The 14208-nt window shown below is 64.0% G+C and carries 13 protein-coding genes; 6 read left to right on the forward strand and 7 right to left on the reverse strand.

All coding sequences use genetic code 11. The features are described 5' to 3' along the window. Positions 1–8 precede the first annotated feature (8 nt). Positions 9–1130 carry a M14 family metallopeptidase gene (locus tag AC3IQ7_RS22250; RefSeq protein ID WP_099380838.1) on the reverse strand — a complete coding sequence of 374 codons (1122 nt, stop codon included), beginning with the start codon at positions 1128–1130 and terminating at the stop codon, positions 9–11. Positions 1131–1432: 302 nt separating this feature from the next. On the opposite strand from AC3IQ7_RS22250, the gene AC3IQ7_RS22255 reads away from it, so the two are divergent. Beyond that, positions 1433–2095 (forward strand): TetR/AcrR family transcriptional regulator, encoded by a 663-nt coding sequence (locus AC3IQ7_RS22255; protein WP_489207344.1) that lies wholly within the window; start codon positions 1433–1435, stop codon positions 2093–2095. Between the two features lie 123 nt (positions 2096–2218). Here the strand turns inward: AC3IQ7_RS22255 and scpC are convergent, their stop codons facing one another. Beyond that, a complete protein-coding gene (scpC, locus tag AC3IQ7_RS22260; protein ID WP_489207345.1) occupies positions 2219–3715 on the reverse strand; it encodes a succinyl-CoA:acetate CoA-transferase ScpC in 1497 nt (498 codons plus the stop codon). 160 nt (positions 3716–3875) lie between these two features. Between scpC and AC3IQ7_RS22265 the strand changes: the two genes are divergently transcribed. Next, on the forward strand, positions 3876–4769 hold the full coding sequence (locus AC3IQ7_RS22265) for a LysR substrate-binding domain-containing protein (RefSeq protein ID WP_099380841.1): 894 nt from the start codon (positions 3876–3878) through the stop codon (positions 4767–4769). A 51-nt stretch (positions 4770–4820) separates the two neighbouring features. Here AC3IQ7_RS22265 and fucP read toward each other — a convergent pair whose 3' ends face one another. Next, positions 4821–6122, reverse strand: coding sequence for an L-fucose:H+ symporter permease (gene fucP, locus AC3IQ7_RS22270; RefSeq protein ID WP_099380855.1), 1302 nt, complete (start codon positions 6120–6122; stop codon positions 4821–4823). A 435-nt stretch (positions 6123–6557) separates the two neighbouring features. On the opposite strand from fucP, the gene AC3IQ7_RS22275 reads away from it, so the two are divergent. Beyond that, positions 6558–6791: a DUF3563 family protein gene (locus AC3IQ7_RS22275; protein WP_080698581.1), complete on the forward strand. Its 234-nt coding sequence runs from the start codon at positions 6558–6560 to the stop codon at positions 6789–6791. Between the two features lie 99 nt (positions 6792–6890). After that, entirely contained in the window at positions 6891–7418 is a 528-nt protein-coding gene (locus AC3IQ7_RS22280) for an NADPH-dependent FMN reductase (RefSeq protein ID WP_099380856.1), read from the forward strand. 58 nt (positions 7419–7476) lie between these two features. Here the strand turns inward: AC3IQ7_RS22280 and AC3IQ7_RS22285 are convergent, their stop codons facing one another. From AC3IQ7_RS22285 to AC3IQ7_RS22300, 4 genes are all read right to left on the reverse strand, one after another. Then, entirely contained in the window at positions 7477–9183 is a 1707-nt protein-coding gene (locus AC3IQ7_RS22285; RefSeq protein ID WP_489207346.1) for a lactate permease LctP family transporter, read from the reverse strand. A 92-nt stretch (positions 9184–9275) separates the two neighbouring features. Then, positions 9276–10721, reverse strand: coding sequence for a LutB/LldF family L-lactate oxidation iron-sulfur protein (locus AC3IQ7_RS22290; protein WP_489207347.1), 1446 nt, complete (start codon positions 10719–10721; stop codon positions 9276–9278). After that, the gene (locus tag AC3IQ7_RS22295; protein ID WP_489207348.1) at positions 10718–11434 is read right to left on the reverse strand and encodes a LutC/YkgG family protein; all 717 of its coding nucleotides are present in this window, start codon (positions 11432–11434) and stop codon (positions 10718–10720) included. Before AC3IQ7_RS22295 ends, AC3IQ7_RS22290 begins: the two co-directional genes overlap by 4 nt. Then, positions 11431–12222, reverse strand: a complete 792-nt coding sequence (locus AC3IQ7_RS22300) for a (Fe-S)-binding protein (protein WP_489207349.1) — start codon at positions 12220–12222, stop codon at positions 11431–11433. The genes AC3IQ7_RS22295 and AC3IQ7_RS22300 overlap by 4 nt, the downstream gene beginning before the upstream one ends. Positions 12223–12374: 152 nt before the next feature. Between AC3IQ7_RS22300 and AC3IQ7_RS22305 the strand changes: the two genes are divergently transcribed. Both AC3IQ7_RS22305 and AC3IQ7_RS22310 read left to right on the forward strand, forming a co-directional pair. Further along, positions 12375–13073, forward strand: coding sequence for a FadR/GntR family transcriptional regulator (locus tag AC3IQ7_RS22305; RefSeq protein ID WP_099380846.1), 699 nt, complete (start codon positions 12375–12377; stop codon positions 13071–13073). Between the two features lie 109 nt (positions 13074–13182). Then, positions 13183–14202 (forward strand): GGDEF domain-containing protein, encoded by a 1020-nt coding sequence (locus tag AC3IQ7_RS22310; RefSeq protein ID WP_489207350.1) that lies wholly within the window; start codon positions 13183–13185, stop codon positions 14200–14202. Positions 14203–14208 lie beyond the last annotated feature (6 nt).

Genomic DNA, 14208 nt, shown 5'->3' on the forward strand with positions numbered 1-14208 from the left:
AACGCCGTTCAATCCAGCGACAGCAGGATAGGCTGCAGCATGGCCGCGCCCAGGGCCGCGCTGCGCGCGCCATTCCAGCCGACGGCCGGATCCGGCAAGTCGGCGTTTTCCTTGAACGGCATTTCCAGGGTCAGCGCCAGGCAGCCGAAGTGATGGCCGACATACTTCGACGCCAGGGTCAGCATGTCCGACTTGTACTTGCTGGCCGCATAGCCGAACTTGTCCTGGAAGTCGGGGCTGGCCTGCTTGTAGCGCTCGATGAAGGCCTTCTGGTGCGCCGCTTGCGCCGGCGTGAAGTTTTCCAGCATTTCATTGCCGGCCACAAAGTTGTACGGCAGCGCTTCATCGCCGTGGATGTCGAAGAACATGTCGACGCCCGTTTCGTGGATCTTGTTTTTCACACACAGCACTTCCGGGCTCGATTCCAGCGATGGCGTCATCCATTCGCGGTTCAGGTTGGCGCCTGCCGCATTCGTGCGCAGGTTGCCGCGGATGGAACCGTCCGGATTCATGTTCGGCACGATGTGGAACACGGCGCGCTGCAACAGTTTGCGCGCGATCGGGTTGGCATCGTCGAGCAGCGAATCGATCAGGCCTTCGACGAACCATTCGGCCATCGATTCGCCCGGATGCTGGCGCGCGATGACCCAGATTTTCTTTTCCGCCTGCGGATTGCCAATGGTAATCATGTTCATGTCGCGGCCGTCGACCGTGCTGCCCAGGTCGGACACGCGCGCCAGCGGATGCTCGGCCACTTCGCCCAGCAGGCGCAGATGGCGTTCCCACGAATACGGCTCGAAATAGGCGTAGTACACGCTGTCGAGTTCCGGCGTGTGCGAGATCGTCATGACCTGGCCATCAAACGAGGTCGGCACGCGGAACCAGTTTTCGCTGTCGTAGCTGGCCACGGCCTGGTAGTCTTCATAGCCGGCCGGATAGGTAGCCTGGCCCGCGTTCAGGAAGCGCATCGTGCATGCCTGACCACGCGCGCCCTGCAGGCGGAAGTGGAACCACTGGTGGATGTCGGCGTGGCTATCCTTGCGCAAATTCAGGTCGATGGCGCCGGCACTGGCGGCGCTCACCACGTCGATGGCGCCCGAGTCGAAGTTCTGGCTGATTTTAATGGTCATGTAATGATCCCGTCCGAAGGTAAGTGTTACGGCGTTGCCTCGTGGGCTAGCGCCGTCGCGCTAAAAAGCGCAGTGTAAGCTATCCCGCTATTTTCCGCCCTTTGACCCCGTTCGCAAAGCCTGGCCCGGCGATTTATGCACCAATCCGGGGCATCGATGGAAAAGTGCCGGGCAAAAGCGCGAAAAATCGGTCAGCTGTTGCATCTACCGGACAAAAAACTGCTTTGTAACAGCGGCTGACACATTGGCGCCCGGTCGCCCCCCTATAATTCTTGCTTTCATAGAGTCGCCAGGAAAGAGTCGTGGACAAGAAGTTAACTAACATCCAGGAAAGAAAGTTACGCGAGGCGCAGGCGCGGCGCGAGCACATCATCGACGTCGTCAAAGATCTCATCAAGAAGGGTGGCGCGCGCGCCGTCTCCATCCGCAAGGTGGCCGAGGCGGCCGGTTTTTCCACCACCGTCGTGTACGCCCTGTTCCGCGACAAGGCCACCCTGATCGCCCAGGCCATGGACAAGGACTTGCTGGAACTGGTGCGCGCCATGCGCAAGGCGTGCGCCGCCAGCGACGATCCATGGCAGCGCATCGCCCTGGTCGGCCGCGCCTATATCGAGTACGGCTTCCAGCATCCCGACGAGTATTCGCTGATCTTCATGGAATTGCGTCCGCACGCGGAACTCGACGCCGTCGAAGTGGAACACGGCAATATCGAACAAGACCCGTACGCCTATGCGCTGCACCTGTTTACCGAACTGGCACAAACGGGCCTGGTACGCCAGGACGAGCTGGCGCTGCATACGATGACGCAAATCTTCTGGCAGTCGCTGCACGGCCTAGTGTCGCTGCGCATCGTCATGGATGCGGGCGACCCGTGGACGCCGCACCCGGAAATGAACGCGCATATCGACGACTTGCTGGCCGTCGTCACGACAGGCATCCGCCTGCGCTTTGCACCGGCTTCCTGACGCTTGATCCAGCGCAAACTTGCCTTGCTGGACCTGGGCGCCAAGGCGCTGCACATGTACTGAGAAAAAGTAAAGGCAGGCGCGGTGCTGCACCGCCCTGCCCCGTCTTGATATGCCCGAAGCTTACTGCGCTTCGAGCATGCTCTGCGTTTCCTGATAGCGCGTATGCCACGACAGCGCCTGTTCCAGGATGTGCGGCGTATGACCGCCGCGCTGGCATGCCGCGTCGTAATACGCGCGCAATTGATCGCGGTAAGCGGGATGCGTGCAGCGCTCGATGATCAACGGCGCCCGTTCGCGCGGCGCCAGGCCACGCAAGTCCGCAAAACCCCACTCCGTCACCAGTACGTCGACATCATGCTCCGTGTGGTCGACATGCGAGACCATCGGCACGACGCTGGAAATGCGCCCGCCCTTGGCCGCCGATTTCGACACGAACATCGACACTTGCCCGTTGCGCGCGAAATCGCCCGAGCCGCCGATGCCGTTCATCATGTGCGTGCCGCACACGTGCGTGGAATTGACGTTGCCGTAAATGTCGAATTCCAGCGCCGTGTTCAGGGCGATGATGCCCAGGCGGCGCACGATTTCCGGATGGTTGCTGATCTCTTGCGGGCGCAGCACGATCTTCGAGCGGTAATGGTCGATATTGTCCATCAGCTTTTGATGCACGGCGGCCGACAGGGTAATCGACGAGGCCGAGGCAAACGCCAGCTGGCCCGAGTCGAGCAACTCGATGGCGCTGTCCTGCAGCACTTCCGAATACATGGTCATATTGCGGAAAGGCGAACCGATCAGGCCATGCAGCACGGCGTTGGCGATGGTGCCGATGCCCGCCTGCAGGGGCAGCAATTCCGGCCCCATGCGTCCAGCCGCCACTTCGCCCTCCAGGAAGGCGATCACGTGGCCGGCAATGGCTTGCGTCTCTTCGTCGGGCGGCAAGGCGTTCGACGGGCTGTCGGGACTGTCCGTGATGACGATGGCGGCGATGCGGGCCGGATCGATGGCGATGGCCGTGCTGCCCAGGCGCTGGTCGACGCGCGTGAGGGGAATCGGTTCGCGCCCCGGCAAGGTTTGCGGAATATAGATGTCGTGCAAGCCTTCCAGCGCCAGCGGCGTGGACAGGTTGATCTCGATGATGACCTGCGTGGCCTGCTGGGCAAACGCGGCGGAGTTGCCCACAGACATGGTCGGGATGATGGCGCCGGCGGCCGTGATGGCCGTCGCTTCGATGACGGCGATGTCGACGGCGGCCAGGTTGCCCGAACGCAGTTGCTCCGCCGTTTCCGACAGATGCTGGTCGATGAACATGACTTCGCCGTTGTTAATCTTGCCGCGCAGCACAGAGTCGACCTGGAACGGCATGCGGCGCGCCAGCACGCCCGCCTCGGCCATCAGGCCATCGCTGCCATTGCCCAGCGAGGCGCCCGTGATCAGTGTCAGGCTCAGCGGGTCTTGCAGGGCGCGCTCGGCCAGCGCGCGCGGCAGGGCCTTGGCGTCGCCGGCACGGGTAAAGCCGCTCATGCCGACACGCATGCCGTTGTGGAACAATTTGGCGGCCTCATCGGCGCTCATGATTTTGCTGAGCAAGCCTGGGTGGCGAATACGGTCCTCGTACATCTTGATGCTCCTGATATTCTTAATATTCTCAAACTGGATGGCTGTCATACACCAACCCCATAAGTGGATTCAGTATAAAATCCCGCCTACATGCATGGTATGAATTAATTTCGTCATATCCAGTCGATATTTTCATGCTTTGCCAACGCCGAGCCTCCTCTTGGATATCCGTTCCCTGCGCTATTTCGTCGAAACCGTGCGCCTGTCGAGCTTTACGCAGGCGGCCGAATCGCTGCACCTGACCCAGTCGACCATCAGCAAGATGGTGCGCCAACTGGAAGACGAGGTTGGGGCCCAGCTGCTGGTACGCGACGGGCGCAAGCTGACCCTGACGGACACGGGCCGCATCGTCTACCAGCATGGCCAGGAAATGCTGGCCAATATGCGCCAGCTGACCCTGGAAGTGCGCGACACGCAGGCCTTGCAGCGCGGCAGCCTGACAGTCGGCATCCCGCCCATGATCAATGTGCTGTTTACGCCCGTACTAAAAGCCTTCCGCGCGCGCCATCCGAACATCAGCCTGACCTTGCAGGAAGACACGGGCCAGCAGATCGAGCGCAAGGTGGCGGCCGGCGAGCTGGAAATCGGCATGACGGTGCTGCCGGCCGACCCGGAACTCGATCTCGTGGCCGTGGAAGTGGCCAACTATCCGATCTGGGCCTTGGCCGAGCCGGGCACCTTCCAGAAAAACCGCACGACACTGCCCTTCAAGGCGCTGGCCGAGCTGCCGCTGGTGTTATTGAAAGATGATTTCGCGCTCACGCGCAGCCTGCGCCAGCATTTCGCGCAAGCGGGCTTCACGCCGACCATCGCCGCGCAGAGCGGGCAGTGGGACTGGCTGGTGGCGATGGCCTCGGCGGGCCTGGGCGTGGCCCTGTTGCCCGAGCCGTTCATCCACCGCCTGGCCGGCGAACCGTTGGAGGCGGTGCGCATCGTCGAGCCGGAAGTGGCGTGGCAGGTGGCGCATATCTGGAGCGGGCGCTATCTGTCGCACGCGGCGCGCGCCTGGCTCGAGGTATGCCAGGACGTGCTGGGCACGCAGTTCGCTCATTAATGCAAAAAAGGGTGGCCGAAGCCACCCTTTTGATTGATCACGCCACTTTGCTTACTTGGCGTCGTCGTTGTACATGCTGGCGTACTTCCAGCCGAAGTACAGAATGAAGGTGTAGCACAGGGCCGGCACGAGGAAGGACAGCTGCAGGTTGATGTGGTCGGCCAGGAAGCCCTGGATGAACGGCACGATGGCGCCGCCGACGATGGCCATGCACAGGATGCCCGAACCTTGACCCGTTTGCGCGCCCAGCTTGTTCAGGGCCATGCTGAAGATGGTCGGGAACATGATGGAGTTGAACAGGCCTACGGCGATCAATGCCCACATGGCAGTGTGACCGCTGGAGAACACGGCAACGAGGATCAGCGCGATGACGACGGCGGCGTTGAAGGCCAGGGTCTTGCCCGGGCTGACATAGCGCATCACGGCAAAGCCGACGAAGCGGCCCAGCATGGCGCCACCCCAGTAATAGCTGACGAAATACGCGGCGTCGGCGTGGCTGAGACCAGCGATATGGCTCTCGCCCAGGAAGTTGATCAGGAAGCTGCCGATGCTGACTTCACCGCCCACATACAGGAAGATGGCCAGCGCGCCCAGCACCAGGTGGCGGTGCGACCAGATCGAGACCTTGTGGCCATCCTGCGCCAGGGCGGCCGCATCGTCGGCATGCGAAATCTTCGGCAATTTGGCCAGCGCGAACAGCACCGCCAGGATCACCAGGGTAGCGGCCAGCACCAGATACGGCCCCTGCACGGAGGCCGCTTCCTTGGCGCGGTAAGCCAGTTGCTCGACGGCCGGCAGCAGATCGAACTGCTGCACCGTCAGCACGGTGCCCGACAAAATCAGCATGCCGCCCAGCGCAGGCGCCACGGTGGTGCCCAGCGCGTTGAACGCTTGCGTCAGGGTCAAACGGCTCGACGCCGTCTGCGGGTCGCCCAGTTCCGTCACGTAGGGATTGGCCGCCACCTGCAGCACGGTGATGCCGGCCGCCAGGATGAAGAAGGACAAGAGGAACAGTGCATAGCTGCCGGTGGACGCCGGGTAGAACATGGCGCAGCCGGCGGCCGCGATCAGCAGGCCGGCGACGACGCCGCGCTGGTAACCGATTTTCTTGATCAGCATGCCGGCGGGCAGCGAAACGATGGCGTAGGCGCCAAAGAAGCAGAACTGCACCAGCATCGCCTGGACATAGGTCAGGGTGTAGATCGAACGCAGGTGGGGAATCAGCACATCATTGAGCGATGTCAGCAGTCCCCACATGAAAAACAGCACCGTGACAATGATCAGGGCGCCTGTATTGTTTTGCGTGCCGGCCTGTGCGGACTGTATGCCCGGACCTTGCTTTACGTATTCCATACCTTCTCCATTTTTCAATTCCAAGTTGATCTTGCCAGGCATGGAAGCGTTTCCACCCGGGCAGCACCAGGACGCGCAAGCGCCACGCAGATATCAGCGTGGGCCATGACTGCCATTGACGAAATGGGGGCAGGCATGGCGACTCTTGCGCGCGGCAGGCGCACGGCCGACCGTTTCTCGTCAGATGATGTCTTGTGGACGCGGCGCGCCTGCGGGCTGCGTCTGAAAACAACATCCAGGACAAAACAGTCTTGTAGTAAAACTACGATACTGCGCCGGCATTATGCCTTAAAGCCCCGTATTGCGCAGCTTTAGCGGCTGTTATTTCAAAATTGAATAGCTGACATTTGAAATCAAAAGTAGCCTTATAACTTGGAATCGCTATACTTATATTGCAGTGCAGCACAACGCGGCACGCCACATAAGGAGTCTGCCATGTCTACCGCATTTACCTATCACACCACGCAAAACAGCAATATCGTCGCTACCCTGGTCCACGCCGCCAAGCGCGTCGGTGCCTGGCTGAACCAAAGCAGCGACCGCCGCGAGCGCGCTTACGAAGAAGCCTACCTGGCCGAATCGACCGACCGCTACGATCTGGAATACCGCATGCGCGAACTGGCCCGTGCCAACCCGCAGCCAAGCTGGATGAGCGGTCTGAGCCGTTAATTAGTACGGCAACACGCAGCCCATCATCGGCTGTTGCAACATCGATAGCGCCATCCTGCTCGCCTTGCGCTTGAGCACAGGATGGGCTATACAGGCGGGATGCAAACGCCCATTACCATCCTCGCCATCGCCGGCAGCCTGCGCGCCGCCTCGCTGAACACCGCCCTGCTGCGCGCCATCGCCCGGCTTGCCCCAGCGCCATTCGACATCCGTATCTATCCGGGACTCGGTGAACTGCCCCTGTTCAATCCCGACCTCGACGCCGACAGCCTGCCGGCCGTGACGGGCCTGCGCGACGCCATCCTGGCGGCCGACGTGCTGCTGCTGGCCAGTCCCGAGTACGCGCACGGCGTGAGTGGCCCCATGAAAAACGCGCTGGACTGGATGGTGGGAAATGAATCGTTCATCGACAAGCCGCTGGTGCTGCTGAACGCCTCGCCGCGCGCCACGCATGCGCAAGCGGCCCTGCGCGAAACGGTACGCACCATGTCGGCACGACTGATCGACGAGGCCTGTATCAGCCTGCCCCTGCTGGGGTCGGGTCTCGATGCGGAAGGCATCGCCGCAGACCCGGCATTGCGCCGGGCTATCTTGGATATGCTGCAGTGCATCAGGTCATTTTCATGACCTGATGCACGTTTTACTATCAATTCATCTAGTTTTACTACGTACTTCTACGGATCGCTCAGTGCGGGATCATGCCGGTGAATACGTAGGCCTGCAGCATGGTGATGATGCCGATGATCACGGCAAACATCAGGCTGTGCTTCAGGGTAAAGCGGAACAGGTCCGATTCCTTGCCCACCAGGCCTGTTGCCGCACAGGCGACGGCGATCGATTGGGGTGAGATCATCTTCGCCGTCACGCCACCCGTCGTATTGGCCGCCACCAGCAAGGTGTCGGAGACGCCGATCTGGTGCGCCGTCGTGTTTTGCAGGGAGCAGAACAAGGCGTTGGAGGACGTATCGGAACCCGTCAGGAAGACGCCCAGCCAGCCCAGGAATGGCGAAAAGAACGGGAAGGCGGCGCCGCTGCCGGCCAGCAACAGGGCCAGGGTGGACGACATGCCCGAGTAATTGGCAACGAAGGCAAACGCCAGCACCAGGCCGATCGACAGCACGGGACGGCGCAATTCCACGAGCGTTTCGACGAAGGCCTTGAGGCCATCGCGCGGCTTCATGCGCAGCATCCACATCGACAGCACGGCCGTCAGCAAGATCGCCGTGCCCACGGCCGACAGCAGGTCGAGCTTGAAGACGGCGTCATACGCCTTCGGCTCCGCCACGATGGGCATCGTCTTGATCACCAGTTTATCGAGGTAAGGCACGTGGATCTTGACAACCAGGCTCGATAGCGCCCCGCCGGCGGCGAACAGGGCCTTGAAGCCGGGCAGGCTCCAGACGGTGACGATGGCCGTCAGCAGGCCGAACGGCGCCCAGGCGCGCATGGTCTGCGCCGTCGTGTAGGGCGAGGCGGCGCGGCTGCCGCTGCCGCGCAAGTCCGCCTTGCCGGCGCCACCGCCAAAACCGGACAGCGCAGCCGTGCCACCGCCGACGGCATGGGCCACTTTCGCATTCTTCGGCTGCCACACTTTCAGGAACAGGGTCAGCGACACCAGGCTGACGAGGGCCGAAGTGATGTCCGGCAGCTCAGGGCCGATATGGTTAGACGTGAAGTACTGGGTCACGGCAAAGCTCAAACCCGTCACCAGCGCGGCCGGCCACACTTCGCGCACGCCGCGGAAGCCATCCATCATGAAGACCAGCCAGAAGGGCACGGCCAGCGACAGCAGCGGCAATTGGCGGCCCGCCATGGCGCCGATCAGGAACGGATCGATGCCCGTCACCTGGCCCGCCACGATGATGGGGATGCCCATGGCGCCAAAGGCCACGGGCGCCGTATTGGCGATCAGGCACAGGCCCGCCGCATACAGAGGGTTGAAGCCCAGGCCCACCAGCAAGGCCGACGTGATCGCCACGGGCGCGCCAAAACCGGCCGCCCCTTCCAGGAAGGCGCCGAAGGCAAAGCCGATCAGCAGCACCTGCAGGCGCTGATCGTCCGTAACAGACAATACGGAGGCGCGGATGATCTCGATCTGCCCCGTCTTCACGACGATCTTGTACAGGAAGACGGCCGTAACGATGATCCACGCGATGGGCCACAAACCATACGCAAAGCCGTAGCCGGCCGCCGCCAGCGCCTGCGGCACGGGCATGCCATACGCGAAGATGGCCACAGCCAGCGCCAGCGCCAGGGTGACGGCGGCCGCCACGTGGCCCTTGATGCGCAGTGCCGCCAGGGCGATGAAAAAGAAAATAATGGGAACGGCTGCCGCCAGCGACGACAGCCACAGGCTGCCGAGCGGTGTATAAAGTTGGGTCCAGGTCTGCATGTCGGGTCTCCTCCGGTGGATGCTGGTTAAGTAAAAAACGGCTTTTGATGTAATTGTGTGTAGCGTGTTTTTTGCGGTATGGCGGAGCGACGCTATTCTTCCTGCCCTCGTGCATTGAGCAGGTCGGCCAGGCTGCGCGGCGCCGGCGTCAAGGGCTTGCGGTGCTGCGTCCAACCCAGCTGCGCGCGCGGCGTCAGCAGGCGCAGGCGCGTGGCGGCCCAACGGAACAGGCGGTAGCTGGCAGGACGCGCAAAGGCGCCGCTCCAGAAGCGCCAGATCAGGCTTTCGCCGCGGCTGAACTTGGCACCCTGGCCGCGCAGCGGATGGCTGACTTCCTCGTGCGGATTGCGGTTGGCCTCCGTGCGCAGGCGCACCAGCAGTTGCGGAATGGGGATGCGCACGGGGCACACTTCGCCGCAGGCGCCGCACAGGCTCGACGCGGTGGCCAAGTCCGCCGTCGCAGCCAGTCCCAGCAAGTGGGGCGAGATGATCTTGCCGATCGGCCCCGGATACGTGGTGCCGTAGGCGTGGCCGCCGATGCGCGTGTAGACGGGGCAGTGGTTCATGCAGGCGCCGCAGCGGATGCATTGCAAGGTAGCGCGCAGCTGCTCGTCGGCGTAAGCCTGGCTGCGGCCGTTGTCGAGCAAGACCAGGTGCACTTCGCGCGGGCCATCCAGCTCACCGGCGCGGCGCGGACCGGAAATCAGGTTGAAATACGTGGTGATGGCCTGGCCCGTGGCCGAGCGCGTCAAGAGGCTCGCCAGCGGCACGATATGTTCGAGCTTGGCGACCACCTTTTCCATGCCCATGATGGCGATGTGTACCTCCGGCACGGACGTCGTCAGCCGGCCATTGCCCTCGTTTTCCACCAGCCACAGGGTGCCCGTGTCGGCCGCCGCGAAGTTCACGCCCGACAGGCCGATGTCCGCCTCGACAAACGCCTGGCGCAGGGCGCGCCGTCCCGTCTGGATCAGGCTGTCGACGTCTTCCGTGTAGGGCGCGCCGGGAATGTTCTCGGCGAACAGGCCTGCGATGTCGGCCTTGGTCTTGTGAATGGCCGGCATGACGATGTGCGACGGCTTTTCGCCGGCCAGCTGCACGATGTATTCGCCCATGTCCGATTCCAGGCAACTCATGCCGCGCGCTTCCAGGTAGTGATTGAGCTCGATTTCCTCGCTGGCCATCGACTTGCCCTTGATGAAGCGCGTCGCCTGATTACGCTGCGCGATGGCGTGGATGATGGCGTTGGCTTGCTCGCCATCCTCGGCCCAGTGCACCTGCACGCCGCCCGCCGTCAGCTTGTCTTCCAGCTGCACCAGCAAATCGGGCAGGCGCGCCAGCGCATGCCGGCGCACGGCTTCGCCGAGGTCGCGCAGGCGCTCCAGTTCGTCGCCGTCGGGGAACTGGGTGCTACGCTTGTCCTGTAAAAAATCCATCGCGCCGCGAAAGCTCTGGCGCAGCTTCGGGTCGTCCAGCGCGGCGCGGGCGCGCGCATGGAAGTCTGCCGGCTTGACGAATTGCAGGGGCTTGGCGTTCATGGCTGGCCTCCTTCATGGGCAGATAAATCATCGATAATCAAAACCCACAGCCAGCGCGGACCGTGCGCGCCATAGGCCAGCGTCTGCTGGATGTCGGACGTTTTCGAGGGCCCCGACACCAGCACCAGGTTGGCCGGCATGCCGTCGCACCAGCGCTCGGCGCGCGCCGCAGCGTGCAAGTCCGCATGCACAGTGCTGGCATACACGAGACAGATATGCAGCGGCGGCGCCAAGGACACCGTGCGCGGCGCGGCCGCATCGGGCGCGATGACCAGGGTGCCCGTGGCGGCGATGCCGGAACGGGCGACGGTCAACCCCGCGTCGACGGTGTCGAACAACTCGCCCTTCCACTGTGCCAGCGGACGGTCAAAGGACAGCGTTTCCACGCCAGCGGGCAAGGCGGCGCGCAAGGCCAGCCCTTCGGCGCTGCCGGTATCCATCAGCAAACGGCGCACCTGCTGCGCGCCGAGGCGCTGCGCCAGCAGGGCGGGCCAGGCGTTGCTGCTCACGCAGTCGACTTGCGCATGCGCGGCGCGCAAGGCGGCCTGCATGGCGGCTATCGCGCCCCGTGGCGACAGCGGCGCTTGCGCGCGGCGCGCCAGGTAATGCCGGTCGATGGCCGTATCGATGAGCTCCACCGTCTCGGGCGCGGTGGGGGCCGCGGCGCGCAAGCGCCCCAGCATGCGTTCGCGGGCGGTCAGGATCGCGCTCATGCCGCGCCTCCCGTGCGGCGCCACAGGAAGCTGGCCAGGTGCTCGACGGGCAGCGGCGCGCCCTGGTGCTGCGCGGCGTGGCCGATATTGAGCAGGCAGCCGCAATCGGCCGAGACGAGCCGGTCGCAGCCGGTGGCGCAGGCCGAGGCGATCTTGTCACTGACCATGGCGCCGGAAATATCCGGATGTTTCAATGAAAACGTGCCGCCGAAGCCGCAGCATTCCGATTCGCGCTGATGCTCCATGCGCGTCACGCCGGGCAAGGCGTCGACCAGGGCCAAGCCGTGGGTGCGCGTGCCCATTTCGCGGCGCGCGCCGCACGAGGTGTGCAGCACCACGTTTTCATCGGCCTGTCCGGCGCCAGAAAGGCCGGCCAGGTCGAGTTTCAGCACGCAGAAGAGAAATTCGCTCAGTTCATACACGCGTTCGGCCAGTTCAACCGCCTTGGGACCGGCGACGGGGTCGTCCTGGAACAGCTGCGGCCAGTGGTGGCGCATCATGCCGGCGCAAGAGCCGGACGGCACGATCACGGGCCACGGCTGCGCAAACAGGTCGAGCTGGGCGCGGGCCACGGCGCGCGCCTGCTCCGGATTGCCGCTGCTGTAGGCGGGCTGGCCGCAGCAGCTCTGGCCGCGCGGATAATGCACCAGCAAGCCTTCCCGCTCCAGCAGGCGCACCGCGTCGAGTCCCGCCTGCGGCACGAACAGGTCGACCAGGCAGGTGGCGAACAGGTACACCTGGAGCGGTGCGGGTGGATAGCGACGTGGCTGGCGCGGGTCTGGCTGCATGAGTGTGTCTCCCCGGCGCTCTGTATGTTGCTGCGGCGCCGCTGTGTGTTGTTAAGAATGACCGGTTCACGCATAATTCCAGCTTCCGCGAGCCACTTCAAATTGCTCAGACCACTTTAAAACAACACCGGAAGACAGCGATGGCGACAGGCATGCAAACGCGGGGCAGGGTCGAGATGGTGATGCGCCGGCTGGAAACGGCCCTGCTGGACGGCAGCTTGCCGGCGGGCGCGCAGCTGCCGGCCGAACGCCTGCTGGCGCAGCAATATGCGGTTTCGCGCAACACCGTGCGCGAAGCGGTGCAGCGGCTGGCGGCGCGGGGCCTCGTGCGCAGCCGGCACGGCGCCGGCGTATTTGTGACGGATCAATTGCGCACCGGCATGGCGTCGCCGTGGAGCCAGCTGGTGGCCGACCACCCCGCCCTGCGCAACGACATCCTGGAATTTCGCCGCGTGCTGGAAGGGGCGACGGCCTATTTTGCGGCGCAGCGGGCCAGCGGCGACGAGCGCGCGCAGATCATGGCGCTGCTGGCCGAGCTGGAACAGGCGCGCGCCAGCGACGACAAGCACGGCGAGGCGCAGGCCGATGCACGGCTGCATGAAGTCATCGCGCAGGCGTCGCACAACACCATGTTTCTGCACTTGCACACCAGCATCATCGGCATGCTGCGCGAACACATCACCATCAATGGCACAGGCTTGCGCCAGCAGGACGAGGCGACTTCGCTGCAACTGCTGTCGCAGCACCGCACGCTGTGCGAGGCCATCTGCTCCAGCCAGCCCGAAGAGGCGCGCACGGCCATGCAAGGCCACATCGATTTCGTGCGCACGCGCGTCACCAGCGACGAATAAGGGTCACTGGTAGGACCAATCTGATATGCAGCATGGTGGCGCAACGCGTCGTGGCTTGTCGCAGGGCCGGGCAAGAATGGAGGCCCGATTCGCTATCCGACAGGTTTCCATGCATTTGCACCATGCAATTGACGATCTCCGCAATCCGGCGCCGCTTCCCTTGCTGGCGCTGCATGCCGGCGCCAGCGCCAGCTTTGCCGTCGCGCTGCTGCCGCCCGCCGGCTGGCCGCTGGGCCTGGCCTGCTGCCTGCTTATTCTGGCCATGCTGCTGCGGGCCTTGCGCGCACCCGCCGCACAGCCTGGCAGCGCCGCCTCCGGCACCGCGCTGCTGGCGCTGGACGTGCTCGTGTTCCTGCTCTGCTATGCCTTGCGCGAAACCGACGCCGGCTGGCACGCAACCGCCTTTTGCATCCTGCTCGTTGCCCCCTATGCCGGCATCACGCGGCAACTGCTGGGCGCCGCCGGCCTGGCCATCGTGGCGAGCCTGGCCTGGCTCGGCCTGCAGGATGACTTTCAAGCCGGCAACGCCGCCACCTTGCTGCTGCTCAACCTGACTGGCCTGTGTGCCAGCCATGGCCAGCAGCGCCAGCGCCGCGCGCACGTCCTGCAACACGCCATCCTGGCAGAACAGGCCGTGCGCGACCACCTGACCGGCTGCTACAACCGCCGCTATCTCGACGAGCACTTGCTGGGCGCCGAACTTGCGCGTTCACAACGCCATGGCCTGTGCCTGACGGCCATCCTGTGCGATCTCGACCACTTCAAGCGCATCAACGACGCCCACGGCCATGCTGCGGGCGATGCCGTGCTGCGCACCTTTGCCGGCCTGCTCGGCAACGCCACGCGCCGTGGCATCGACAGCGTGGTGCGCCACGGCGGTGAGGAATTCCTGCTGATCCTGCCTGAAACGGACCTGGCTGGCGGCGTGCGCCTGGCCGAACGCCTGCGCGACGGCCTGGCACGGCACATCGGGACGACGGCCAGCTTCGGCGTCGCCTCCCTCGCGTGTACGCCCGATAGCCGGGCGCCCGGCGCCGCCGCCCTGGTCGCGGCGGCCGACCGCCTGCTGTACCAGGCCAAGCACGCGGGGCGCAATTGCGTCAGGGCAGCCATGCTGGACGCCCTGTAATTGCCA

It is taken from the genome of Janthinobacterium sp. GL_088 (assembly GCF_057837845.1).